A 24,861-nucleotide genomic window follows, 5' to 3' on the forward strand; every position below is an offset into this window, starting at 1 on the left:
CCGAGAACCATCAGCGGAGCCGCTGGCGCGTCTCCGGTCTCGACACGCCGGTCGCGGCTTCGTCCCTCAGCCGCGCGGCTCGCTCGATCACCATCACCATCACCAGCAGCGGATCCGCTGGCGCGTCTCCGCTACCAGTTCCCGGGGCTGTTCGCCGGCAGCGGGTGGGCGTCGTCCCGGATCACGTAGACGGTGCCGCCGGAGGCGGGGATCCAGGCGTCCTCGAACTCACCGCGGTCGTAGGTGCGCCGCACGCCGGCGCGGGTGGCGGCGGCGGGGTCGTTGACGACCACGTCGCCGGCGTCCGTGAAGCCGACGATCACCAGCAGGTGGCCGGCGGTGGAGCTGATCGGGGCACCGCTCAGCTCGCCGGGGCCGAACGCGATCGACGCGACCAGCGGGATGCCGGCGGCGACGAACCGCTCGGCCTCGCGCAGCGAGCGGAGCCGCGTCACGAACGCCTGGCCGGCCAGGGACGCGGCGTACGCGGTGTTGAACGGCCAGTTGCCGGCGCCGTCGTAGTCGTAGTCGAAGGTCATCCGGGCGGCGTGGTCCACCCACGGGTCGACGTGACCCTCCGGCACCCAGGAGTACGCCGAGGCGGGGGGCAGCGCGTCGTAGTAGCCGAGCACCATCGACGTCGACGTCGGCGAGCACCAGGCCTCGCCGCCACCGCCGTACCGCGGGTAGTGGCCGCGGTGCACCATCTGCGAGTAGCGCGGCACGTCGAGCACGACGCCGCGGGCCACCCCGGGCCGCGAGGTCGTCACGTCGGAGGTGTCGGGCAGCAGCGAGGTCATCGCGCCGATCGAGTCGACCGACGGCGACCTCGCCTGCCCCGCGGCGCGCACCAGCGTGACCCGCAGCCGGTACGCCGTCACCCCGCCCGGCGCCACCCACGTGTCGACGTTGACCGAGCCCAGGTCGTCGGCCTGGCCGGAGTACGTCGTCCGCCGGGTGAACCGGTCGCCCGCCGCCCACGACGCGAGCGTGTCCCAGCTCGACCTCGTGGTGCCGGACCGACCGCGGACCTCGACCCGGATCCGGCTGTCACCCGGCGTGCGGGCCGACCAGGACGCGATCAGCCGGGTCGCCGCGAACCCGGGCCGCGTCCACGGCGAGGTCCACCGGCCCAGGTCGGCCCCGGTCTCGAGCCGCAGCCGGCCGGCGCCGACCCGCACGGCGTCGAGGGTGCCGGAGCGCAGCTGCGCCGGCGCGTCCCAGGCGGCGTAGTCGATCCGGCGCGCGGGCGCGGCCTCCGCGGGGGCGGTCACGAGCAGGGGTGCCAGGCACGCCAGCAGCGCCGCCGCGGATGTCAGTCGCCTCACCGAACCACCCTAGACTCGACGGGTGACCTTCCGGCTGTACGACACCGCGACCCGCGAAGTCCGTGACTTCGTTCCCCTCGAGGAGGGGAAGGCGGGTCTCTACGTCTGCGGTCTCACCGTGCAGTCCGAGCCGCACGTCGGGCACGTCCGCTCGGCCGTGAACTTCGACGTGCTGCAGCGCTGGCTGCGCCACCTCGGCTACGACGTGACGTTCATCCGCAACGTCACCGACATCGACGACAAGATCCTCATCAAGTCGGCCGACCAGGGCCTGGCCTGGTACCAGCTCGCCTACCGGATGAAGCGCGAGCTCGACCAGGCGTACGACGACCTCAACGTGGCGCCGCCGACCTACGAGCCGGCCGCCACCGGCCACGTGCCCGAGATGATCGTGCTGATCGAGGAGCTGATCGCGAAGGGGCACGCGTACGCCGCCGAGGACGGCTCGGGCGACGTGTACTTCGACGTGCGGTCCTGGCCGCAGTACGGCGAGCTCACCCGCCAGCGGATCGACGACATGGAGGCGGCCGAGGACGCCGACCCGCGCGGCAAGCGCGACCCCCGCGACTTCGCGCTCTGGAAGGGGCAGAAGGTGGGGTCCGAGCCGGACACCGCGGCCTGGCCCAGCCCGTGGGGCAAGGGCCGGCCCGGCTGGCACATCGAGTGCTCCGCGATGGCCGGCAAGTACCTCGGGCCGGCGTTCGACATCCACGGCGGCGGGGTCGACCTGCGCTTCCCCCACCACGAGAACGAGCTCGCCCAGTCCCGGGCGGCGGGCCGGCCGTTCGCGACGTACTGGATGCACAACGCGTGGATCACCACCGCGGGCGAGAAGATGAGCAAGTCGCTCGGCAACTCGCTGACCATCCCGGCGGTGCTGCAGAAGTACCGCGGCATCGAGCTGCGCTACTACCTGGTGGCCGCGCACTACCGCAGCCACGTCGAGTTCAGCTTCGAGGCGCTCGACGAGGCGGCCGCGGGCTTCCGCCGGATCGAGAACTTCCTCGACCGCGCCGCCGACGTGCTCGGTGGGATCGGCGCCCACGGCATCGCCTGCGCCGACTTCGTCAACGCGATGGACGACGACCTCGGCACCCCCGCCGCGGTCGCGGCCATCCACGAGGTGGTGCGCGAGGGCAACAAGCTCCTCGGCTCGGGGGACTCGCCCGCGCTGCGCGGCAACGCGGCGTCGGTCGTCGCGATGCTCGACGTGCTCGGCCTGAACCCGGCCGACCCCGCCTGGCGCACCGGGACCGGCGGCCAGGAGGAGAAGCTCCTGGCGACCGTGGACGCGCTGGTCGCCGGGGTGCTCGCGGAGCGCTCGGAGGCCCGTGCCGCCAAGGACTTCGCGCGGGCCGACGCCCTGCGCGACCGACTGCACGCGGCGGGCGTCCAGCTCGAAGACACTCCCGACGGACCGAAGTGGAGCCTCTCCTAGTCATGGCTGGAAACTCGCAGCGCAAGGGCGCGATCAAGAAGACCGGCAAGGGCAACCCCACCGCCGGGTCCGGCGGCCGGGTCCGCCGCGGCCTGGAGGGCAAGGGCCCCACGCCGAAGGCCAAGGACCGGCCCTACCACCAGGCGTACAAGACCGCCAAGCGCGCCGAGAAGTCCGCGGCGCGCCGGCCCCAGCGCCGGACCGGCGGCGAGGCCGAGTGGGTCGCCGGGCGCAACTCCGTCGTCGAGGCGCTGCGCGCCGGAGTGCCGGTGACCGGGGTGTACGTCGCCGAGGGCGCCGAGCGCGACGGCCGGCTGCGCGAGGCGTTCGCGACCGCCGCCGAGCGGGGCCTGAACATCCAGGAGGTCGGCCGCGGCGAGCTGGACCGGATGACCGGCGGCGCGGTCCACCAGGGACTGGCGGCGCGGATCCCGCCGTACGAGTACGCCCACCCCGACGACCTGCTCGAGGCCGCCGCGGAGAGCGGCGCGCCGCCGCTCATCGTGGCGCTCGACTCGGTCACCGACCCGCGCAACCTGGGCGCCGTCGTGCGCAGCGCCGCGGGCTTCGGCGCGCACGGGGTGCTGATCCCCGAGCGCCGCTCGGCCGGGATGACCGCGTCGGCGTGGAAGACCAGTGCGGGCGCGGCCGCGCGGCTCCCGGTCGCTCGGACCGTGAACCTGGTCCGCCAGCTCAAGGCCTACCAGGAGGCCGGCTGCATGGTCGTCGGCCTGGCCGCCGACGGCGACGTCAGCCTGCCCGACCTCGACCTCGCCGACGGGCCGCTGGTGGTCGTGGTCGGCTCGGAGGGCAGCGGCCTCTCGCGCCTGGTCAGCGAGACCTGCGACCAGCTCGTGTCGATCCCGATGGCCAACCAGCTGGAGTCCCTCAACGCCGGCGTCGCCGCCTCGGTGGCGCTCTACGCCATCTCGGAGTCGCGTCGCTGAGCGTCGGGCGGATCCCGCGGGCCCTGGCGTACGCCGGGGCCTGGTTCGGCTGCGCTGCCGTGATCGCGCTGCTCCTGTTCCTCACCAGCAGTCGGTCCATCGTGCTGGCCAGCCACGACGCCGTGCTGCGCCCCACGTTCTCCGGCCACGTGGTGCTGCGCACCGGCCCGGTGATCCCCGACGTCCGGGTCGACGCCCCCGGCGTCCTCGGCGTCGACATCCGGCTCGGCAAGACCGACGCCACCTCCACCGACGAGCTGCTCCAGCGCTACGCCGCGATCGCCGGCCAGCCCGAGGGCCAGGTCGCGAAGGTGACCCACGCGGTGCGCGACATGGCGCTCAGCGCCGCGCTCCGCGGCGGGGTGCTGGGGCTGCCGCCGGTCGTGGGCTGGGTGCTGGTCGGTGCCGCCCGCCGCCACGAGCTCGCCACCCGCATGCACCTGCCACACCTGGTGCTGCTGGGCGTCGGCGTCGTGCTGGTCGGCCTGGCGCTGTGGCAGCCGTGGCTCGGTGACGACGACATCGAGGACGTGCACCGCGACTGGATCCCGCTGGCCGAGTTCCTCGGACCCGGCGTACCCCTGCCCGACGAGGCGGACGGCGTGGAGGTGAGCGGCGACGTCACCACCAAGCAGACCCGTCGGCTCATCGAGAGCGCGGTCGACACCTACAACACCAGCAAGTCGTTCTACGCGCAGGCCGCCGAGGACGCCGCGAGCCTCGGGCTGCGCAACCCCGGTGAGGGGGACACGGTGGTCGCGTTCGTCTCCGACCGGCACGACAACATCGGGATGGACCCGGTGGCCCGGGCGGTCGCCGACGCGGCCGGCGCCACCGGCGTCCTGGACGGGGGCGACGACACCTCCTCGGGCAACAGCTGGGAGGCGTTCTCCCTCGACTCGGTGACCGAGGCCTTCGACGGGATGGACAAGTGGGGCGTGGCCGGCAACCACGACCACGGCGACTTCGTGCAGACCTACCTCGCCGACCACGGCTGGACCATGCTCGACGGCGAGGTCGTCGAAGGCCCGGGCGGTACGACGATCCTCGGCGTGGCCGATCCTCGCTCGAGCGGCCTGGGCAACTGGCGCGACGAGACCGGCCTGACCTTCGACGAGGTCGAGCAGCGGCTCGCCGACGCCGCGTGCGACGCCGAGGAGCGGGTCGACACGATCCTGGTCCACGACGCCAACCTCGGCGACGAGGCGCTGGCCCGCGGCTGCGCCGACCTGGTGATCGGCGGCCACCTGCACGTGCGCCAGGGGCCCGATCGGATCATCGGCAGCAACGGCGAGGTTGGCTACAGCTACACGACCGGGACGGCCGGGGGCGCGGCGTACGCCTTCGCGCTCGGCAGCAAGCCCCGGCGCGCGGCCGACATCAGCCTGATCACCTACCACGGCGGCCGCCCGGTCGGCATCCAGTGGGTGACGCTGCAGACCGACGGCAGCTACGAGACCGGCAACTACGTGCCGCTGCACCTGCCCGAGGACCCGCCGGAGGTGGTCGAGGAGACCGAGCAGCCGAGCCGCGCGGCCCGCTGATCGGCCCGCGGTCGAGACCACCGCAGAGAACCTGACGTGGCCTGCGTCACCTCCGGGGACATGTGTCGTTGACGAACTGATACGTGTTCTAGAAATGGTGGAGGGCCTGTGCTTTCGTATCCCCGCGCAGCCGTGCCTGCCGTCGGCGTGCTCCTCGCGCTGGCGCTCGCGGCCTGCGGCTCCCAGCTCGACCCCGACACCGTGGCCCAGGTCAACGGGACGGCCGTCGGGGCGAACGGCCAGGTGGTGACCGGCGACGGCACCGTTGCCGGTCCCGGCGGGTCGGTGCCGGAAGCCTCCGGCGACACCGGCGGCTCGACCACGACCGGCTCCGGGTCGACGACCACGACCGGCTCCGGGGGAGGCGACGCCGCGAAGGGCACCGGTGACAACGCCGCGACCGGTGACACGAAGGCCGGCAGCTGCGAGGGCTTCAAGAACCAGACCGGGATCACGAACGACACCATCACCATCGGCAACTCTTCCGACGTCTCGGGTCCGGTGCCCGGGCTGTTCGAGGCGAGCCAGGACGCGGTGCGGGCCTACGTCGCCTACTACAACGCGACCAGCTCCCTGTGCGACCACAAGCTCCAGCTCAAGACCTACGACAGCCGCACCGACGCGTCGGCGGACCAGCAGGCCTACACCAAGGCGTGCGACGAGGTCTTCGCGATGGTCGGCTCGATGTCGGCGTTCGACTCCGGCGGCGCCGCGACCGCGCAGTCCTGCGGGCTCCCGGACCTCCGGTCGGCGTCGGTCACCTTCGACCGCCAGGACTGCACCACCTGCTACGGCGCGCAGTCCACGGTCGCGACCGAGTTCCAGAACGCGGTCCCCGACTTCGTCAAGAAGAACCACCCGGACGCCGCCGCGCACGCCGCGATGCTCTACATCAACGCCGGCGCCGCCTCCGAGAACGCCAAGACCCAGGCCGCCGCGATGGACAAGCGCGGCATGAACTTCGACTACGTCCAGGGCATCGACATCTCGGAGTTCAACTACGCGCCCTACGTCCAGCAGATGAAGGACAAGGGCATCGAGTACGTCCAGATGATCGGCGCGTCCTCGCAGTTCGTGCGGCTGGCCGACGCCATGCAGCAGCAGGGCTTCAAGCCCGAGGTGTTCATGCTCGACCCGACTGCGTACACCTCGGAGTTCGTGCAGAACGGTGGTGACGCGGTCGAGGGCACCACGCTGTTCATCAACTTCACGCCGTTCGAGGAGGCCGCCAGCAACAAGGAGCTCCAGCTGTACCTGAGCTGGCTCCAGCAGGTGAAGCCCGGCGCCGAGCCGAGCTTCTTCGGGCTGTTCTCCTGGTCCGCGGCCAGGCTCTTCGTCGAGCAGGCGACCGCCCTCGGCGGCAAGCTCAGCCGCCCGTCGCTGCTCGACAGCATCGCCAAGGTCGACAACTGGACCGCCAACGGCCTGCACTCACCCCAGCACGTCGGCCCCCGCCACACCGGCGAGTGCTGGCGCTTCATCCAGCTGCAGAAGGGCAAGTGGGTGCCGATCGGCGGCACCCGCTACCAGTGCAGCGGCACGACCAGCAGCTGACATGTCCAACGAGCCGGTGTGTCGCACGTCACCTCGCGCCGGCTGGGTCGTTGATCTGTCCGCCGTGCTCTGGTTCCTGGGAGGGAAACGATGCGTAGCCCGCTGACGCTGCTCGCCGTCGGGGCCCTCTGCGTCGCCCTCGCGGCCTGTGGCTCCCAGCTCGACCCGGACACGGTCGCGCAGGTGAACGGCACGACCGCCGGAGGGGTCGCCGGCACCGTCGACGACGGGACCACCGGCGCGGGCGACGCCCCCGGGTCGGTCACCGGCGACGGCGGCACCGGGAGCGACTCCGGCTCGACGACCGGCGGCACCACCGACACCGCCGGGGGCGGCAGCAGCCAGCAGGGGACCGGCGACAACTCGGCCACCGGCAGCGCCGAGGCGGGCAGCTGCCAGGGGTTCAAGAACCAGACGGGCATCACCGACGACACGATCACGATCGCGAACGCGTCGGACATCTCCGGGCCGGTGCCCGGCATCTTCGAGTCGGCCCAGCAGGCCACCCGCGCGTACGCGGCGTACTTCAACTCGAGCAACGACATCTGCGGGCGCAAGCTCCAGGTCGAGCTCCTCGACAGCCGCGCCGACGCGGGCGCCGACCAGCAGGCCTACACGAGGGCGTGCGACGAGGCCTTCGCCGCGGTCGGGTCGATGTCGGCCTTCGACTCCGGTGGCGCCTCGGCCGCCCAGTCCTGCGGGCTCCCCGACATCCGCTCGACGACCGTGACCCCCGACCGCCGCGACTGCTCGACCTGCTTCGCCGCCCAGGCGGTCGACCCCGGGCTCGTCCCGAGCGCGATGCCGCGCTACTTCCTCTCCCACTACCGCGACGCCACCCAGCACGCCGCCCTGCTCTACATCAACGCCGGCGCCGCGCCGGTCAACGCCGGGGCGTTCCGGGCCGCCTGGGACAAGGCCGGCTGGAAGGTCGACTACTTCCAGGGCATCGACGTCTCGGAGTTCAACTACTCGCCCTACGTCCAGCAGATGAAGGACAAGGGCATCCGGCTGGTCGTGTACGTCGGCCCGTACCAGAACACCGAGAAGCTGCTGGACGCGATGAAGCAGCAGAGCATGGACCCGGACGTGTACCTCCAGGACTCCACGATCTACGACCAGCGGTTCGTCGAGGAGGCCGGCGACAACGGCAACGGCGTCTTCGCGTACTCCACCACCGGGATGTTCGACGACGTCAGCATCCAGGAGATGCAGCTCTACCGCTCCTGGCTCGACCAGGTGAAGCCCGGCGCGGTGCCGAACTTCTACGGCCTGTACGCCTGGTCGGCGGCCCGCCTGTTCGTCGAGCAGGCCGTCGCCCTCGGCGGCAAGCTCACCCGCGCGTCACTGGTCCAGTCGGTGAGCCGGGTCAAGGACTGGACCGGCAACGGCCTGCACGCGCCCCAGCAGGTCGGCTCCAAGACGACGGCCAACTGCCAGTCCATCCTCCAGCTCAACGACGGCACGTGGCGCAATATCTCGCCCGGTCACTACATGTGCGCGCCGCTCATCGACAGCGGAACAGGGAACTAGACATGTCCTCGATCCTGTCCTTCACGATCCTCGGCCTGTTCACCGGCGCGGCGTACGCGATCGCGGCGAGCGGCCTGGTGCTGACCTACACGACCACGCGGGTCTTCAACATCGCCCACGGCGCGTTCGGCATGGTCCTGGCCTTCACGTTCTGGGACTTCAGCCAGCGCCAGGGCATGCCGACCTGGCTCGCGCTGACCCTCGTGCTCGGCGTGGTCGCCCCGGGCATCGGGTGGTTCGTGCAGCGCTTCGTGACCCGCGGCCTCGGCGAGGGTCCGGTGAGCGTCTCGCTCGTGGTCACGGTCGGGCTGTTCGTGGGCCTGATCGGGGTGGCGCAGTACATCTGGCCGCCGGCCCCGCGCACGGTGTCACCGTTCCTGCCCGACGAGGGCCTCCAGATCGGCAGCACCTACGTCACCGCCCACCAGATCATCACGATCGCGCTGTCGGTGCTGGTCGCGGCCGCGCTCTACGTGCTGCTCAACCGGACCCGCATCGGCACCGCGATGCGCGCCTCCGTCGACAACCCCACGCTGCTGCAGCTCTTCGGCGGCAAACCGGACCTGGTCGCGTCGCTGTCCTGGGCGATCGGGATCTCCCTCGCCGCGCTCGCCGGCATCCTGCTCACCCCGGTCATCGGGCTGTCCTACTACGACCTGACGCTGTTGGTGATCAACGCGTACGCCGCGGCCATGCTGGGCCGGCTCAAGAGCCTGCCGCTCACGTTCGTCGGGGCGATGGGCCTCGGGATCCTGCAGTCCTTCGCGGTCGCGTACCTGCCCTCCGAGGGCAGCCTGGCCGGGCTGCGCGCGGTCGTGCCGGCGCTGTTCCTGTTCGTGGTCATCGTCGCGATGCCCCAGGCCCAGCTGCGGATCGGTCAGGTCAAGGGCATCGTGTCCGCGCCGCTGCCGACGTTCACCAAGTCGCTGAGCTGGGGCGCGGTGCTGCTGGTCCTGGTCGCGCTGCTCACGGTCACCATGGGCGACGCCGACCTGCTGCTGGTCGGCACCGCCGCGACGTACGCGATGGTGATGCTCTCGCTGGTCCTGCTCACCGGGTACGGCGGGCACGTCTCGCTGGCGCAGTTCACGTTCGCCGGCGTCGGTGCGCTGGCCTACGCCAAGCTCGACGAGCCCAACCTGTTCGGGCTGTTCGCCGCGGCCGCCATCGCGGCCGGGGTGGGTGCCCTGGTCGCGCTGCCGGTGCTGCGGCTGACCGGCCTCTACCTCGCGCTCTCGACGCTGGCGTTCGGCGTGCTGATGGACAAGATGGTCTTCCAGGCGGACTTCGCCTTCGGCTACAACGGCACCCTGAAGGCCGGGCGGCTCTCCGTGCTCGGCCGGGAGTTCTCCTCCACCGGGGGCTACGTCCTGGTGATGACGGTGTTCTTCGTGCTGATGGCGCTCGCGCTGCTGCTGCTGCGCGGCGGCGTGCTCGGCCGGCTGCTGATCGCGATGCGCGACAGCCCGGCCGCGTGCGGCACGCTCGGCCTCGACATGCGGTGGTTCCGGGTCGCGCTGTTCGGCCTGTCCGCCGGGATGGCGGGCCTGGCCGGCGGGCTCTTCGCGGGGCTGCGCGGCACCATCGGGGCCGCAGACTTCCAGCTGTTCAACAGCCTGCCGCTGCTGCTGCTCGCCGTCGTCTGCGGCGTCACCTCGGTGACCGGTGCCGCGCTCGGCGGCGTCGGCCTGATGCTGCTGCCGGTGCTGCAGAGCTCGCGGCCCGAGCTGGCGGGCCTGGTGTTCGCCATCCTCGGCTTCGGCGCGGTCGCGCTCGGTCGCGACCCGAACGGCCTCGCCAACCTGGTCTTCGGGCTCGGGCGGCGCCTGGAGAGCCGGTTCGGCGACCGGGTTCGCTCCGTGGTGCCCCTGCTGCCGCTGCCCGGCTCGCGGATCGAGGAAGACAGCGCGACCGCCGTACCCCTCGCCGGCTCGATGCTGATCGTGCCCGAGGGCGAGAGCCCCGACCCCGATACGGCCGAGTCGGGGCCCGACCAACCACCCGACCAACCCCCTGGCCACCGCGCAGCCGCCACGAGCACCAAGGAGGTGCCCGCCCATGTCCGCTGAGAGGCCACTCCTGGAGGTCGAGGACGTCGTCGTCCAGTTCGGCGGCGTGACGGCCGTCGACCACGCCGGCTTCGCCGCCCACAGCGGCCGGATCACCGGCCTGATCGGCCCCAACGGCGCGGGCAAGACCACGTGCTTCAACGTGATCACCGGCCTGCAGCGGCCCAACCAGGGCTCGGTGCGCTTCGACGGCCGCTCGATCACCCGGCTGCCGGTCCACCGGCGATCGCGGCGCGGGATGGGCCGCACGTTCCAGCGACTGGAGGCGTTCGGGTCGCTCACCGTGCGCGACAACGTCCGGGTCGCCCGCGACATCCAGCGCGGGATCACCGGGCTGGTCCGGCCGGCGTCAGCCGACGTCGACCACCTCCTCGAGCGGGTCGGCATCGCGGCGTACGCCGGCGAGCGCGCCGACTCCATCCCCACGGGCGTCGCCCGCCTCCTGGAGCTCGCGCGCTGCCTGGCCGCCGACCCCAAGCTGCTGCTGCTCGACGAGCCCTCGTCGGGGCTCGACGAGTCCGAGACCGACGCGTTCGGGGAGCTCCTCGCCGAGCTCGCGCACGAGGGCCGCGCCGTCCTCATGGTCGAGCACGACATGGACCTGGTGATGTCGGTCTGCGACGACATCCACGTGCTCGACTTCGGCCGGGTGATCGCCTCCGGGCCGCCCGCCGAGGTCCGCGCCGACCCCGCCGTCCAGCAGGCCTACCTCGGCTACTCCGACGGGTCGGCCGAGGACCACACCCAGGTCGACCTCCCGGCTGTCGAGCTGACCCAGGAGATCCGTCTGGAAGGAGCCAGGACATGAGCGTGCCGATCCTCGAGGTCGTCGACCTCCACGCGGCGTACGGCCGGATCGAGGTGCTGCGCGGCGTCGACCTGCGGGTCCCCAAGGGCGCCGTGATGGCGCTGCTGGGCCCCAACGGCGGCGGCAAGAGCACCCTGGTCAAGGTGATCAGCGGGCTGAAGTCGGCCACGTCCGGCGACATCCACCTCGGCGGCGTGCACGTGTCCGGCGCCGCACCGGAGGAGCTGGCCCGGCTCGGGCTGTGCACCGTCCCCGAGGGCCGCTCGGTGTTCCCCAACCTGAGCGTCGAGGAGAACCTCACCCTGATGTCGTACGCCGGGGTGTCCGCCGACGCGGTCCTCGACACGGCGTACACCTACTTCCCCCGGCTGCACCAGCGCCGCCACCAGCTCGCGGGCACCATGTCGGGCGGCGAGCAGCAGATGCTCGCGATGTCGCGGGCGCTGGCCTCCGACCCGGCGCTGCTGCTGCTCGACGAGCTCTCGATGGGCCTGGCGCCGCTGATCGTCGACGAGCTCTACGACACCGTGGCCCAGATCTCGGCCAGCGGCGTCTCCATCCTCTGCATCGAGCAGTTCGCCCGCACCGCCCTGCGGGTCTCCGACTACGCGGCGGTGATGACCGGCGGCCGGATCGTGGCCACCGGCGAGCCCGCCGAGGTCCTCGCCACCATGTCCGACGTCATCCTCGGAGGTGCCGCATGAACCCGACCAGTCGCTCCTGGAAGCGCCTCGTCGTCCCGATCTCGGCCGCAGCACTCGCCGGTGTCGTTCTGCCGATGTCGGCGAGTGCTCCCGCGGCCGGCCAGGACGACACCGCCAAGCCGGCGTTCAGCGGCTACAGCTCGTCGGCCTGGGCCGCGCCGGTGCGGATCGAGATCTACGAGCCGACGATCCCCATCCCCGCCGACCCGCAGCTCGAGTTCGAGATGGGCTACTCCAAGGTGGAGGCCGACTCCGGCAGCTCGCTCGGTCGGGCCAGCTGGCTGTGGCCCGGTGACTCGATCGGCGAGGGCGCGAAGACCGTCATCGAGAACCTCGGTCTGCCCGAGCAGCTCTCGGGCCCGCTGGCCGCCCAGGGCTATCCGGTCCAGGTGAACGCCTCGCAGCCCTCCGGTGAGGCCAAGGCCTCCGACGAGCCGTTCCCCGGCACGGTGATGCGCACCAGCGCCGGCGAGCGGACCACGATCGCGCAGGTCGGGTTCTCGCCCGACAACGAGGTCCGCGACGGGTCCGAGGACGATGGTGGCGACGGCGGCGGTGCGCCCGGCCTGCCCGGCATCCCCGGCCTGCCACCGATCCCGGGCCTGCCGGGCTCCGGCGGCGGCGACCTCCTCCAGCAGTTCGGCCAGGCGATCACCGGGTCGACCGGGCTCACCACCGCGGCCGGCGACCCCGCCGACGACCCGCAGGGCGATCCGCCCAGCGGCTCCGGCGCGCCCGGTCTGCCGCCGCAGGTGGCCGCGCTCGTGGACTTCGAGGGCTACGCCTCGACCAGCAAGAACGTCGTGACCGAGTCGAAGGTCGTGACCACGTCCCGCTCGGCGCTGGGTGACGTCTACCTGCTCGGCGGCACCGTCCAGCTCAACGGCGTCGTGGTCACCAGCACCAGCTCGAGCGACGGCGCGAAGGGCAGCTCCGGCGGCAAGGCGTCGCTGGGCGGCATCACGATCGCCGGCCAGGAGTTCTCCTTCGGGCCCGGCGGGGCCGAGGGGGCCGGCCAGCACACCGACGTCCCCGCGCTGCCCGACCAGGCCACCGCGGCGCTCGACCAGCTCGGCATCAAGCTCACGCTGCCGAAGCCCGGCCTGGAGAAGCAGGGCGACCAGGCCAGCAGCACCATGGCCGGACTGGTGGTCGAGATCGACACCGCCAAGCTGCGCGGGCAGCTCGACGCGCTTCCGATCGACGACCTCGTCAACGCCTTCCCCAACGACCCGCCCGACCTGAAGAAGGCCCTGCAGACGCTGGTCGGCCTGTCGCCGCGGATCGTGGTGACGCTCGGCAACGCGGCCACCGAGGTCGACACCGTGCAGGGCATCGACCTGCCGGGCGGCGACCTCCCCGACAACGACCCGGCCGGGTCCGGGGACGCCAGCGGCCCCAGCGCGGCCGGTGGCCCCGCGGCCGCCGGGGGCGCCCCGTCGGCGGTCGAGCCCGGCCCGGCCGGCGGTTCTCCGTCCGCGGCCGGTGACCTCGGGGACGCCGAGCTCGCCGGCTCGGGGCTGCCGCCGCTCTACTCGATCCCCGGCGCCATCCTCGTCGCGAGCATCGCCCTGGCCGCCGTCGGCGGCACCTGGCTCCGCAAGATCGGCGCGATCGCGCTCGGCGGCGCCGGCTCCTGCACGCACGGCCTCGACAGCGGCCTGCCCGACCTCCGAAAGGCCTGACCCATGACGACGATCAACCCTGGGATGAACCCCGGCATGAACCCCGGCATGAACCCCGGCATGAACCCCGGCACCACGGCCCCGGAGCGGTCCGCGCCCGCTGCGCCCGCGCAGCGCCTCTCGATCGGCCTGCCGCGCGCCGGCGGCCGCACCGGCTCCGGCGCCGCGCCGCTCAAGGACAACCACTACCAGCTGCTCCAGCTGATCCTGTTCTGGGCGGGCGCGATCCTGCTGCCGCTCGGCCTGGTGGTGATCGTCCTCGGCTGGTACGGCGCCGCGCACACGCCGTACCAGTACGACCAGCTCTCCTACGTCGTGTCCGGCGGCCTGCTCGGCCTCGGCCTGACGTTCACCGGCGGGTTCCTCTACTTCGGCGCCTGGCTGGCGCGGATCGCGGCGGACGGCAAGGAGTCCTCCCGGCGGCTCGCCGACACCCTGCTCGTCCTCGCCGACGTGACCTCGCGCTCGGCGAACCAGCGCGACGACGGGGTGGACGTCTCCGCGCTGCCGGTGACCGCCGGCGACGGCACCACCGTGCACCGTCGGGACTGCGCGCTGATCGCGCACCGCTCCGACCTGCACCCGGTCGGGGCCGGCAACGGGCACCTGACCCCCTGCCGGGTCTGCCACCCCTGACCGTCCCGCGCCGACTCGGCGCATCTTGCCCGCCTGGGAGTGCCGACTCGGCGCATCTTGCCCGCCTGGGAGTGCCGACTCGGCGCATCTTGCCCGCCTGGGAGTGCCGACTCGGCGCATCTTGCCCGCCTGGGAGTGCCGACTCGGCGCATCTTGCCCGCCTCATCCACAGCGGTGGGCGATGGCGGGGGCAGGACGCGCCGACTCGAGGGCTGCGCGTGGGCAAGACGCGCCGACTCGGGGGTCGTGCGTGGGCAAGACGCGCCGACTCGGGGGTCGTGCGTGGGCAGGACGCGCCGACTCGGCGTCCCTGGGTGGGCAGGACGCGCCGACTCGGCGTCCCTGGGTGGGCAAGATGCGCCGACTCAGTCCTCGGCGGCGACCTTCTCCTCGGGCTTTGCGAGCAGGTAGTTGTCGATGTAGTGGCGCGCGCTCTCGAAGATGTCGATGGCGTGGCCGGCGTTCTCCGAGAGGTACCACCGGTGCACGAGCATCTCGTGGAAGATCTCGGCCGGCTCGAGCTTGCCGCGTGCCGTGGCCGGCACCATGGCCATGATCGGCTCGTAGACCTGGGTCAGCCACTTGTTCGCGACCAGGCTGCGGTCCTCGCGGCCCAGGTCGAAGTGCGCGGTGAACGAGGCGATGTCGTTGAGCATTCGCCGGGCCTGGGCGTCCTCGACGTCGAGGCCGGTGAGGGCCTGGAGCTCGCGGGTGTGGTGCCCGAGCTCGACGACCTTCGGCTGGATCCGGATCCGCTCGCCGTGCCAGTCGGTCACGATGTCGAGCTCGTCGACGTCGAAGCCGAGGTCGTTGAGCCGCTCCACCCGCCGCTCGATGCGCCACAGCTCCCCGGTCGAGAACTCCTCGGGACGGGTCAGCTCGTCCCACAGCGCGTGGTAGCGCTCGGCCAGCAGCTCCACGATCGCGTGCGCCTGGACCTCGTGGTCGAGTGACTTGCTGGCCTGCAGGTCGAGCAGCTCCGCGAACACGTTCTCCACGGCCACGGTGACGTCGTACTCCCGGAGGTTGTCCGACAGCGAGGGCTTGAGCTCCCCGGTCTCGGCGTCGACGAGGTACGCCGCGAATCCGCCCGCGTCGCGCCGGAAGAGCACGTTCGACAGCGACACGTCGCCCCAGTAGAAGTCCGCCAGGTGCAGCCGGACGAGGAGCACCACCATCGCGTCGATCAGCTCGGGGAGGTTGGCCGCGGTGAGGCCGTGGGAGAACAGGCTGCGGTAGGGCAGCGAGAACTGCAGGTGCTCGGTGAGCAGCGCGGCCGGCAGCTCCTCGCCGTCGTCGTCGACGCGCCCGGTCACGACGCCCTGGGGCGTCACCGCGGGCAGCCCGAGACGCTGCAGGTCGCGCAGCAGCCGGTACTCCCGGAACGCGATCTCCTCCACGGTCTCCTTGACCGCGTAGGTGCTCTCCTCCACCCGCACGATCCGCACGACGTGCCGCGACAGGCCGCGGGGGAGCGGCACCACGTGCTCGACCCAGTCCTCGAGCGGGGTCGCCCACGGCAGCCGGAGCAGGGCGGGGACCGGCCGGTTCGCGACGATGCGGAGCGCCATGCCCGCATTATCCGTCCCGACGGAGGTAGAACGTGTTCTAAGTATGGTGATAGCGTCCGCGCCGTGCAGCTCACCGACGGCGACCGGATCCGCGGCCTGCTCGCGAGCTACTGCCGGCTCGTCGACGCCGCCGACTTCGCCGGCGTGGGTGCGCTGATGACCGACGCCGTGCTGCGCGCCGAGGACGGCACGGCGCTCGCCACCGGGGCGGCCGAGGTCGAGCGGCTCTACGCCGGACTGGTGCGGCTGCACGAGGACGGCACGCCGGGGACCCAGCACGTCGTCGCCAACACCGCCTTCGTCGAGGTCGCGACCGCGGACGGCTCCGTGGTCGCGACCTCGACGTACCTGGTCTTCCAGGCGGTCGCCGCGGTGCCGCTGCAGCCGATCATCACGGGCACGTACGTCGACACCTTCGCCCCGGACGGGTCCGGTGGCTGGCGGTTCGCCGAGCGCCGGTTCGGCGTCGGGCGCTCGGGCGTCCTGGAGCACCACCTCACGATCGCGCTCTGACCCCCGCTGACCCCCCGCTGACCCCCGTTGACCCTGCATCGAAAGGCCCTCCATGAACCAGCCCGGCAGTCGTGTCGTCGTCGTCACCGGTGCCGCGTCCGGCATCGGGCACGCCACGGCGGCGCTGTTCCGCGACCTCGGCGACACGGTCTACGGGCTGGACATCCGGCCGACCGTGCCCGACGGCGTCGCCTACGTCGAGTGCAACGTCGGCGACCGCGCCTCGGTGCTCGCCGCCGTCGAGACCTGTGCCGCCGCCGGCCGGATCGACGTGCTGGCCAACGTCGCCGGGATCGTGCAGTTCGGCCGGATCGAGACCGTCACCGAGGAGGAGTGGGACCGGGTCCACGCGGTCGACCTCAAGGGCCCGTTCCTGCTGATCCAGGCCGCGCTCCCGCACCTGCGCGCGTGCGGCGGCAACGTCGTCAACGTCTCGTCGGTCGCGGGCCACAAGGCCCAGCCCTACGCCACGGCGTACGCCGCCGCCAAGGGCGGACTCACCCAGCTCACCCGGGCGCTGGCCCTCGAGCTGGCGCCCGAGGGGATCCGGGTCAACGCGATCTGCCCCGGCACCGTGGACACCCCGATCGTCGAGCAGGTGTTCCACAAGCTCACCGACGACCTCGACACCCGGGTCGCCGACCGGCTGATGATGATGCTGCCCGGCGGCGCGATCCGGCCCGACGAGATCGGCTCCGCGATCGTCTACCTCGCCTCGCCGCAGGCCCGGATGATCACCGGCGAGATCATGGCCTTCGACGGCGGGATGAGCTGAGTGGCCGCCGTCGGGTCGGGCCCCTGAGGACGCGCCAGGGCGCGTCGCCAGGCGCCCGCCCCGTACGATGTGTCGCCGCGCCGGTGTAGCTCAGTTGGTAGAGCGCCTCACTTGTAATGAGGATGTCGCGGGTTCGACTCCTGTCACCGGCTCCACAAACGCGCCGCGTCAGTCGCGCAGCATCTCCCGCATCTGCTCCACCTCGGCCTGCTGGGTGGTGACGATGTCCTCCGCGAGCGCGACCGCGGGTGGGTACTCGCCCTCGACGATCTCGTGCCGGGCCATCGAGATGGCGCCCTGGTGGTGGGTGATTATCAGCCGCAGCCAGTGCTGCTCGAAGTCGCCGGGCCAGCTGCCGGCCAGCCGGTCGAGATCGCTGTCGCCGAGCGCCCACGGTCCCATCCGGGTGCGCATCAGGCCGCGCATCGTGCCGGCCGTCGATCGCCGCATCATGGTGCCGTCGTCCATCATCCGGTCCGGCCCGTACGACGCCTCCTCGTCCCACGAGGTCAGCCACCCCTGCATCCGGTCGACCTCGGCGCTCTGCGCCACGGTGATCCGGTCGGTGAGCTCGGCGAACGCCGGTGGGAGCGCGTGCGCGGTGGCCATGGCGACCATGCGCAGGCCCTGCTGGTGGTGGGGCACCATCTCGGCGGCGAACGCCACGTCCGCCCCGTTGTGCGCCGGCTCGGTCGCGTCGCGTGCCGCAGGCCCGGTCTTGCTGCCGCACCCGGCCAGGGTGAGGCCCGCGAGGGCCACGAGCACGCACACAGCTCCGCGCAGGGCACGGTGTCGACGGGCCGCCATGCTCCGACGCTAGGTCCGATACCGCTCGGTAACCCGGGGCGAAGGTCCCGACCCGGGGGACCGCCGACCCCCGCCACTAGCATCGCCGACATGGCCCGGAACCTGCTCTTCCTCGCCGGACTCGCGCGCTCGGGCACGACGGCGCTGCTGCAGGTGATGAACGCGCACCCCGAGGTCGCGGTCGGCATGGAGCGCTACAAGCGGCTCTGGAGCAGTGGCGTCGACCGGCTCACCGCCGACCTGTTCGAGGCCGATCGCTTCTTCGACTTCTCCGACGGGCTGACCAACCAGGACCCGCAGGAGGCGGCCCGGTGGGGCGTCGACTACGCCGCCCTGCGGGCCAAGTGGGCGGATGCGACGTACGTCGGCGACAAGATGACCACGATCCGCTTCGACCGGCTGCACGAGATGCACCCGGACGCCCGCTTCGTGTTCATCGTGCGCGACATCGACCAGGTCGCGCACTCCTGGGAGCGGCGCGCCCGCGACGCCGCCGACGTCGGCTGGCCCGAGCGCGCCGACGCACAGGCGTCCGTGGAGCGCTGGAACCTCGCGCTCAAGCGGATCCGCCGGGCGGTGCGCCAGCACCCCGACCGCGCCGTCGTCGTCGAGTACGCCCGGTTCTTCGGCGACCCGGAGGCCGCCGGCCTGCACGCCGTCCTGGACTTCCTGGGCCTCGCCCACGAGCCCTCCGTCGCGGCGGCGTTCGAGACGACGCATCGCGAGTACGTCGACAGCGTGGCCGGTCGCGAGCGCACCCTGTCCCCCGAGCTCCGCGGCTTCGTCGACGGCCTCGCCGACCGCCGGCTGTGGCGGGCGGTCACCCGGCAGGCGGTGTGAGCGGACTGCGCCGGTCGATCGGGGGCGCACGACCTCACCGGAGCCGGCGTACCTCGAACCGGTCCGGCGGGTGCGCGATCGCCTCCTGGGCGGCGACCAGCTGGATCTCCCGGGTGCCGGCGGCGAGGGTCGCCTCGAGGATCGCGAACACCGACGTGGTGGTCCGGACCAGCGCGGTCGGCGCCGACCCGGTGCTGTGCAGGTGCGCGAGGTACAGCGCGGCGGTCACGTCGCCGCACCCGTTGGGGAGGATCGGCAGCAGTGGGGTCTGGACCGCCCAGGCGCCCTGGTCGGACACCGCGACCACGTCGATGCTGCCCTCGGGCACCTCGCCGTGCACGACGCTGGTCACCAGCACGTCGCGCGGGCCACGAGCGCGCAGCTCGTCGACGGCCGCCACGATCTCGGCCAGGGTCCGCGTCTCCCGGCCGGTCAGGAAGTCCAGCTCGAAGTGGTTGGGCGTGAGGATGTCCGCGTGCGGCACCACGGTGTCGCGCAGGAACTCCGGGATCCCCGGCCGCACGAACATCCCGCGTCCGACGTCGCCCATCACCGGGTCGCAGCAGTACACCGCGGCCGGGTTCAGCTCCTTGACCCGGGCGACCGCGTCCAGGATCACGGCGCCGACCGCCGGGTCGCCCTGGTAGCCGGACAGCACCGCGTCGACGCCCGCCAGCGCGCCGCGCTCGTCGATGCCCGCGATCACGTCGCGGACGTCCTCGGGGTCGAGCATCGGCCCGCGCCACGCGCCGTACCCCGTGTGGTTGGAGAAGTGCACGGTGAGCACCGGCCAGACCTCGTGGCCCAGCCGCTGCAGCGGGAACACCGCCGCCGAGTTGCCGACGTGGCCGTAGGCCACCGAGGACTGGATGGACAGGATCTGCACCTGTGCAGTCTCTCGTACGGCGTGAGCTGCCGGCTGGTGTGTGGGACCAGGTGGACGGTCGCCGGCGGGCCACCGACCGGCTGGCTGCCTCCGCTCCGCGACTGCTCCGGTCTCGAGACGCCGGTCGCGACCTCCTCCGTCGGTCGCGCGGCTCCTCGACCTCCTCGCAGACACAGGGTCTGCGGTCTCTTGCGAGCTCGCTCGCAAAAGACGGCAGCCCCTGGCTCGGAAAACTAGAACGCGTTACAGTGTGGTCGCGCACACATTCCCGCGGTATGCCGCCCTGCCCAGCGAGGTAAAGCACATGGCCAAGACGCCGTACAGAGGAGAGGCCGACTACGTCGTGGTCGGCTCCGGCAGCTCGGGCGCGGCGATCGCCGGCCGGCTGGCCCAGTCCGGCGCGAGCGTGATCGTGCTCGAGGCCGGCAAGAGTGACGACCAGTACCTGGTGAGGAAGCCCGGGATGATCGGCCCGATGCACTCGGTCCCCGAGATCAAGAAGCGGGTCGACTGGGGCTACTACTCCACGCCGCAGAAGCACCTCCTGGACCGCAGGATGCCGGTCCCGCGCGGCAAGGTGGTCGGCGGCTCGAGCTCGATCAACGGCATGGTCTACGTGCGCGGCAACCGCGCCAACTACGACTCCTGGGCCGCGGGGGGCTGCACCGGCTGGTCGGCCGACGAGGTGAACGCGGCGTACCGGCGCATGGAGGACTTCGAGGACGGCGCCAACGACTACCGCGGTGCCGGCGGGCCGATCAAGGTCACTCGCAACGCGGCCCCGCAGGAGGGCTCCCTGCAGTTCATCCAGGCGACCTCGGACGTGGTGGGCGTGAAGGTCCTCGACGACTACAACGCCGAGTCGCAGGAGGGCGTCAGCCGGATGCAGCAGAACGCTGCCGGCGGTCTGCGCTACAGCGCCTCGCGCGGCTACCTCCACCACCTCGATGTCCCGACCCTGCAGCTGCAGACCGAGGTCCTGGTCACCAAGATCGTCATCGAGAACGGCCGCGCCACGGCCGTCGAGGTGACCGACCTGGGCAAGGGCGGCGGCACCCGGCGTACCGTGCGGGCCGGCAAGGAGGTCATCCTCTCGGCCGGCTTCGTCGGCTCCGCGCAGATCCTGATGCTCTCCGGCATCGGCCACGCCCAGCACCTGCGCGACCACGGCATCGAGGTGGTCGCGGACCTGCCGGTGGGCGACAACCTGCACGACCACATGTTCCACGCGCTCACCTTCCACGTGACCTCCTCGAAGATGCGCGGCAACGCCTTCTTCTTCGGCAAGGGCGTGCTCAAGGAGGCGCTCCGCCCGGGGAAGACGTTCATGGCCAACTCGGTCTTCGAGGCGGTCGCGTTCCTGCGTACGTCGCAGGCGACCGACGTGCCCGACCTGCAGCTGCACCTGCTGCCCTGGTCCTACGTCTCACCGAACCAGGACGAGCCGATCCGCCACGAGGTCGACCCGCGTACGTCGATCACGCTGCTCTCCACGCTGATCTACCCACGCAGCAGGGGCACGCTGCGGCTGGCGTCCGGCGACCCGACCGCGACGCCGCTCATCGACTTCCAGTACCTCGCCGACCCCGGCGACCTGGAGGTGCTCGCCGAGGGCTCCGAGATGGTCCGCGAGATCATGGGTGGCGCGGCGTTCGGCGGCGCCGTCAAGGAGGAGATCCACCCCGGGGCCGGCCTCAAGGGCCAGGAGCTGCGCGACGCGATCCTCAACCGGGCGACCTCGGTCTACCACGGCGTCGGCACCTGCCGGATGGGCACCGACGAGCTGTCGGTCGTGACCCCGGACCTCAAGGTCCGCGGCGTCGAGGGCCTCCGGGTCTGCGACGCCTCGATCATGCCGTCGATCACCGGCGGCAACACCAACGCGCCCGCGATCATGATCGGTGAGCGCGGCGCCGACCTTGTTCTCGGCACCGTGCCCGGGAGGCCGTGAGACATGACCCTGCAGCGACCGGCGTCGATCACCGACGCGTTCCTGGACCGGCTCGTCGCCCGGGTCCCCTCGACCAGCGGCGGCACCTGGAAGCTCACCGAGGTCTACACCGGCGACGTGCTCGTGGAGCTGCCCCAGTCGACCCCGGCCGACATCGAGGCGGCGTTCGCGACCGCTCGAGCCGCTCAGCGCGAGTGGGCCGCCCGGCCGCTCAAGGAGCGGCTCGAGGTCTTCAAGCGCGCGCACGCGCTGTTCCTCGACAACGCGCACACCACGACCGACCTGATCCAGGTCGAGAGCGGCAAGAACCGGCGGATGGCGATCGAGGAGACCTGCGACCCGGTGATGGTGATGAGCCACTACCTCAAGCGGGCGCCGCACCTGCTCAAGCCGGTCAAGCGCGGCGGCCCGGTGCCGTTCCTGTCCACCTCGACCGAGATCCGCCAGCCCAAGGGCGTGGTCGGCATCATCGCGCCCTGGAACTTCCCGTTCGCCACCGGCATCTCCGACTCGATCCCGGCCCTGATGGCCGGCAACGCGATCGTCCTCAAGCCGGACAACAAGACGGCGCTCTCGCCGTTGTACGGCGTGCAGATGCTGGAGGAGGCCGGCCTGCCGAAGGGGCTCTTCCAGGTGGTCTGCGGCGAGGGCCCGGACGTCGGCCCGACCCTGATCGACCACGCCAACTACGTGATGTTCACGGGCTCGACCGCGACCGGCCGGGTGATCGGCGAGCGCGCCGGACGCAACCTGATCGGCTGCTGCCTCGAGCTCGGTGGCAAGAACCCGATGGTCGTCCTCGAGGACGCCGAGCTCGACGAGGTCGTGCAGGGCGCGATCTTCGGCGCGTTCGGCAACACCGGGCAGATCTGCATGCACATCGAGCGGATGTACCTGCCGGCCTCGCGGTACGACGAGTTCCGCTCGCGGTTCGTCGCGGCGACCGAGGCGCTGACCATCGGGGCGGCGTACGACTTCGGCCCCGACATGGGCTCGCTGGTCTCGCCCGACCACATGGAGCGGGTCAAGGCGCACGTCGACGACGCCGTGGCCAAGGGCGCCACCGTGCTCACCGGCGGCCGGGCGCGGCCCGACCTCGGGCCGGCCTTCTTCGAGCCGACCATCCTCGAGGGCGTCACCCAGGACATGCTCTGCGGCGTCACCGAGACCTTCGGGCCGGTCGTGGCGCTGCACTCCTACCGCACCGTGGACGAGGCGGTCGCGCTCGCCAACGACACCGACTACGGGCTGAACGCCTCGGTGTGGGGCGGCGACCTCGCCACCGCCTGCCAGGTCGGCAGGCGGATCGAGTCGGGCAACGTCAACGTCAACGACATCCTCGCGACCGCGTACGCGTCCAAGGGCACGCCGTCGGGCGGCGTCAAGCAGTCCGGCGTCGGCGCCCGGCACGGCGACCAGGGCCTGCTGAAGTACACCGACGTGCAGAACCTCGCCGTCCTCAAGAAGCAGGTGATGGGCGCGCGGCCCGGCCAGGACTACGACAAGTACGTCAAGGGGATGCTCGGCGGCCTGCGGATGATGCGCAGGACCGGCATCCGCTAGTGGTTCGGGCGGTCGGGCGCTCGGGCGCTCGGGCGCTCGGGCAGTTTCCCCGGTGGGCCGGGGAAACTGCCACTTCCTGGGGGAAGTTTCGGCCCAACAGTTCCGGTTTCCCCGGTCGGCCGGGGAAACCGTCCCGGCTCAGGCCACCTGCAGCGAGCGCTTCGAGAGCCCCATCCAGAAGCCGTCGATGACCTGGAGGCCGGGGGCCTCGGGGTCGGTGGCCGCACCGAGGGTGACGAACAGCGGCGTGTAGTGCTCGACGGTCGGGTGGGCGTAGGGCATGCCCGGCGCCTGCGTGCGGTAGTTGGCGAGCGTGTCGACGTCGCCGCGGGCCAGCGCCTCGCCGGCCCACGCGTCGAAGTCCGAGGACCAGCCGGGGGCGGCCGCGTCGATGCGCCACTCGGTGAGGAACGGCAGGCCGTGGGTGAGGAATCCGGAGCCGATGATCAGCACGCCCTCGTCGCGCAGCGGGCGCAGCCGCTCGCCGAGACGCATCAGGCGGACCGGGTCGTGGGTCGGCAGCGACATCTGGAGCACGGGGACGTCGCCGTGCGGGTACATGATCTTCAGCGGCACCCAGGCGCCGTGGTCGAGGCCGCGGCTGGCGTGCTGGTGGACCGGCTCGCTCGCCGGCATCATCGCGGCGATCCGCTGGGCGAGCGCCGTCGCGTCCGGGGTCTCGTAGGTCATCCGGTAGTAGCGGGCGTCGAAGCCGCCGAAGTCGTAGACCAGCGGCGCCCCGCTGGCGCTGAGGCTGACCGGGGCGGACTCCCAGTGCGCGCTGATGATCAGGATCGCCTTCGGCCTCGGGAGGTCGGCGGCCCAGGCCGCGAGCTGCCCGGACCACACCGGGTCGTCCAGCAGCGGCGGGGCGCCGTGACCGATGTAGAGGGCCGGCATGCGTACGTCGTTCATGCTCGCTCCAACTGGTTGGATCTTCAACTTTATTCCATCGGGAGGGTCCAGTCGACGGGTCGGCCGCCCTGCTCGACCAGCAACCCGTTCACCCGGCTGAAGGGGCGCGAGCCGAAGAAGCCCCGGCTCGCCGACAGCGGGGAGGGGTGCGGCGACTCGACGGACGGGATCGCGCCGAGCATCGGCCTGAGGTTGCGCGCGTCGTTGCCCCAGAGGATCGCCACGCAGGGACCGCCGCGGGCGGCCAGCGCGTGGATCGCCCGCTCGGTGACCTCCTCCCAGCCGCGGCCGCGATGCGAGGCCGAGGCGCCGGGTCGCACGGTGAGCGCCCGGTTGAGCAGCATCACCCCCTGGTCCGCCCAGGCGGTCAGGTCGCCGTGGGCCGGGGTCTCGATGCCGAGGTCGAAGCGCAGCTCCTGGTAGATGTTCGCCAGGCTGCGCGGGATCGGCCGCACGTGCGCGTCGACCGCGAACGAGAGCCCGATCGGGTGCCCGGGCGTGGGGTAGGGGTCCTGCCCGACGATCAGCACCCGGACCTCGGCCAGCGGCCGCTGGAACGCCCGGAAGACGTGCTCGCCGGCCGGCAGGTAGGGCCGCCCCGCGGCGAGCTCCTCGCGCAGGAACCGCCCCATCGCCGCGACCCGCTCGTCCACCGGCGCCAATGCCTCTGCCCAGTCCGGCGCCATCAGCCCCTGGTCGACCAACCCCGCCAGCGCGCTCACGCACCGCAGGCTAGCCGCCCGGCCCGCACCGTCCAGGTTCATCGGCCGGCCGATGGAACCCGACCCTGGACG

General features: G+C 72.1%; 21 protein-coding genes and 1 tRNA gene. 16 read left to right on the forward strand and 6 right to left on the reverse strand.

All coding sequences use genetic code 11. The features are described from left to right. Positions 1-131 precede the first annotated feature (131 nt). Positions 132-1,328: a C39 family peptidase gene (locus tag QMC84_RS14125; protein WP_300375582.1), complete on the reverse strand. Its 1,197-nt coding sequence runs from the start codon at positions 1,326-1,328 to the stop codon at positions 132-134. Between the two features lie 22 nt (positions 1,329-1,350). Between QMC84_RS14125 and cysS the strand changes: the two genes are divergently transcribed. The 10 genes from cysS to QMC84_RS14175 all read left to right on the forward strand — a co-directional run bounded on the left by cysS (position 1,351) and on the right by QMC84_RS14175 (position 14,246). Next, positions 1,351-2,766 (forward strand): cysteine--tRNA ligase, encoded by a 1,416-nt coding sequence (gene cysS / locus QMC84_RS14130; protein WP_300375583.1) that lies wholly within the window; start codon positions 1,351-1,353, stop codon positions 2,764-2,766. 2 nt (positions 2,767-2,768) lie between these two features. After that, complete coding sequence (rlmB, locus tag QMC84_RS14135) at positions 2,769-3,713, forward strand: 23S rRNA (guanosine(2251)-2'-O)-methyltransferase RlmB (protein ID WP_300375584.1); 945 nt, start codon at positions 2,769-2,771, stop codon at positions 3,711-3,713. 59 nt (positions 3,714-3,772) lie between these two features. Beyond that, positions 3,773-5,257, forward strand: a complete 1,485-nt coding sequence (locus QMC84_RS14140) for a metallophosphoesterase (RefSeq protein ID WP_300375585.1) — start codon at positions 3,773-3,775, stop codon at positions 5,255-5,257. 132 nt (positions 5,258-5,389) lie between these two features. Next, a complete protein-coding gene (locus tag QMC84_RS14145) occupies positions 5,390-6,811 on the forward strand; it encodes an ABC transporter substrate-binding protein (RefSeq protein ID WP_300375587.1) in 1,422 nt (473 codons plus the stop codon). A gap of 90 nt (positions 6,812-6,901) precedes the next feature. Next, the gene (locus tag QMC84_RS14150; protein ID WP_300375589.1) at positions 6,902-8,344 is read left to right on the forward strand and encodes an ABC transporter substrate-binding protein; all 1,443 of its coding nucleotides are present in this window, start codon (positions 6,902-6,904) and stop codon (positions 8,342-8,344) included. A gap of 2 nt (positions 8,345-8,346) precedes the next feature. Then, positions 8,347-10,413: an ABC transporter permease gene (locus QMC84_RS14155; RefSeq protein WP_300375591.1), complete on the forward strand. Its 2,067-nt coding sequence runs from the start codon at positions 8,347-8,349 to the stop codon at positions 10,411-10,413. Next, positions 10,403-11,221, forward strand: a complete 819-nt coding sequence (locus tag QMC84_RS14160; RefSeq protein ID WP_300375593.1) for an ABC transporter ATP-binding protein — start codon at positions 10,403-10,405, stop codon at positions 11,219-11,221. The genes QMC84_RS14155 and QMC84_RS14160 overlap by 11 nt, the downstream gene beginning before the upstream one ends. Further along, positions 11,218-11,925 carry an ABC transporter ATP-binding protein gene (locus QMC84_RS14165; RefSeq protein ID WP_300375595.1) on the forward strand — a complete coding sequence of 236 codons (708 nt, stop codon included), beginning with the start codon at positions 11,218-11,220 and terminating at the stop codon, positions 11,923-11,925. Before QMC84_RS14160 ends, QMC84_RS14165 begins: the two co-directional genes overlap by 4 nt. Beyond that, positions 11,922-13,610, forward strand: a complete 1,689-nt coding sequence (locus QMC84_RS14170) for a hypothetical protein (protein ID WP_300375597.1) — start codon at positions 11,922-11,924, stop codon at positions 13,608-13,610. Before QMC84_RS14165 ends, QMC84_RS14170 begins: the two co-directional genes overlap by 4 nt. A gap of 3 nt (positions 13,611-13,613) precedes the next feature. Further along, entirely contained in the window at positions 13,614-14,246 is a 633-nt protein-coding gene (locus QMC84_RS14175) for a hypothetical protein (RefSeq protein ID WP_300375599.1), read from the forward strand. A gap of 365 nt (positions 14,247-14,611) precedes the next feature. Here QMC84_RS14175 and QMC84_RS14180 read toward each other — a convergent pair whose 3' ends face one another. Continuing rightward, complete coding sequence (locus QMC84_RS14180) at positions 14,612-15,817, reverse strand: DUF4032 domain-containing protein (RefSeq protein WP_300375601.1); 1,206 nt, start codon at positions 15,815-15,817, stop codon at positions 14,612-14,614. A gap of 63 nt (positions 15,818-15,880) precedes the next feature. On the opposite strand from QMC84_RS14180, the gene QMC84_RS14185 reads away from it, so the two are divergent. The 3 genes from QMC84_RS14185 to QMC84_RS14195 all read left to right on the forward strand — a co-directional run bounded on the left by QMC84_RS14185 (position 15,881) and on the right by QMC84_RS14195 (position 17,260). Further along, positions 15,881-16,330, forward strand: coding sequence for a nuclear transport factor 2 family protein (locus QMC84_RS14185; RefSeq protein ID WP_300375603.1), 450 nt, complete (start codon positions 15,881-15,883; stop codon positions 16,328-16,330). Between the two features lie 52 nt (positions 16,331-16,382). Beyond that, positions 16,383-17,105 carry an SDR family oxidoreductase gene (locus tag QMC84_RS14190; protein WP_300375605.1) on the forward strand — a complete coding sequence of 241 codons (723 nt, stop codon included), beginning with the start codon at positions 16,383-16,385 and terminating at the stop codon, positions 17,103-17,105. 79 nt (positions 17,106-17,184) lie between these two features. Further along, a tRNA-Thr gene (locus tag QMC84_RS14195) sits at positions 17,185-17,260 on the forward strand. A 13-nt stretch (positions 17,261-17,273) separates the two neighbouring features. Here the strand turns inward: QMC84_RS14195 and QMC84_RS14200 are convergent. Next, on the reverse strand, positions 17,274-17,912 hold the full coding sequence (locus QMC84_RS14200; protein WP_300375607.1) for a DUF305 domain-containing protein: 639 nt from the start codon (positions 17,910-17,912) through the stop codon (positions 17,274-17,276). 90 nt (positions 17,913-18,002) lie between these two features. On the opposite strand from QMC84_RS14200, the gene QMC84_RS14205 reads away from it, so the two are divergent. Further along, the gene (locus QMC84_RS14205) at positions 18,003-18,752 is read left to right on the forward strand and encodes a sulfotransferase (protein ID WP_300375609.1); all 750 of its coding nucleotides are present in this window, start codon (positions 18,003-18,005) and stop codon (positions 18,750-18,752) included. A gap of 34 nt (positions 18,753-18,786) precedes the next feature. Here the strand turns inward: QMC84_RS14205 and pdxY are convergent, their stop codons facing one another. Continuing rightward, positions 18,787-19,638: a pyridoxal kinase PdxY gene (gene pdxY, locus QMC84_RS14210; protein WP_300375611.1), complete on the reverse strand. Its 852-nt coding sequence runs from the start codon at positions 19,636-19,638 to the stop codon at positions 18,787-18,789. A gap of 304 nt (positions 19,639-19,942) precedes the next feature. Here pdxY and QMC84_RS14215 point away from each other — a divergent pair, with 304 nt between their 5' ends. Both QMC84_RS14215 and QMC84_RS14220 read left to right on the forward strand, forming a co-directional pair. Continuing rightward, positions 19,943-21,589 (forward strand): GMC family oxidoreductase N-terminal domain-containing protein, encoded by a 1,647-nt coding sequence (locus QMC84_RS14215; protein ID WP_300375613.1) that lies wholly within the window; start codon positions 19,943-19,945, stop codon positions 21,587-21,589. 3 nt (positions 21,590-21,592) lie between these two features. Further along, on the forward strand, positions 21,593-23,152 hold the full coding sequence (locus QMC84_RS14220) for a succinic semialdehyde dehydrogenase (protein WP_300375615.1): 1,560 nt from the start codon (positions 21,593-21,595) through the stop codon (positions 23,150-23,152). A gap of 138 nt (positions 23,153-23,290) precedes the next feature. On the opposite strand, the gene QMC84_RS14225 is transcribed toward QMC84_RS14220, so the two are convergent. Further along, positions 23,291-24,067 carry a class III extradiol ring-cleavage dioxygenase gene (locus tag QMC84_RS14225; protein ID WP_300375617.1) on the reverse strand — a complete coding sequence of 259 codons (777 nt, stop codon included), beginning with the start codon at positions 24,065-24,067 and terminating at the stop codon, positions 23,291-23,293. 29 nt (positions 24,068-24,096) lie between these two features. Further along, on the reverse strand, positions 24,097-24,789 hold the full coding sequence (locus QMC84_RS14230) for a uracil-DNA glycosylase (protein WP_300375619.1): 693 nt from the start codon (positions 24,787-24,789) through the stop codon (positions 24,097-24,099). Between the last annotated feature and the right edge of the window lie 72 nt (positions 24,790-24,861).

This window comes from Nocardioides sp. (assembly GCF_030019515.1).
In the GTDB taxonomy this organism is placed as follows: domain Bacteria; phylum Actinomycetota; class Actinomycetes; order Propionibacteriales; family Nocardioidaceae; genus Nocardioides.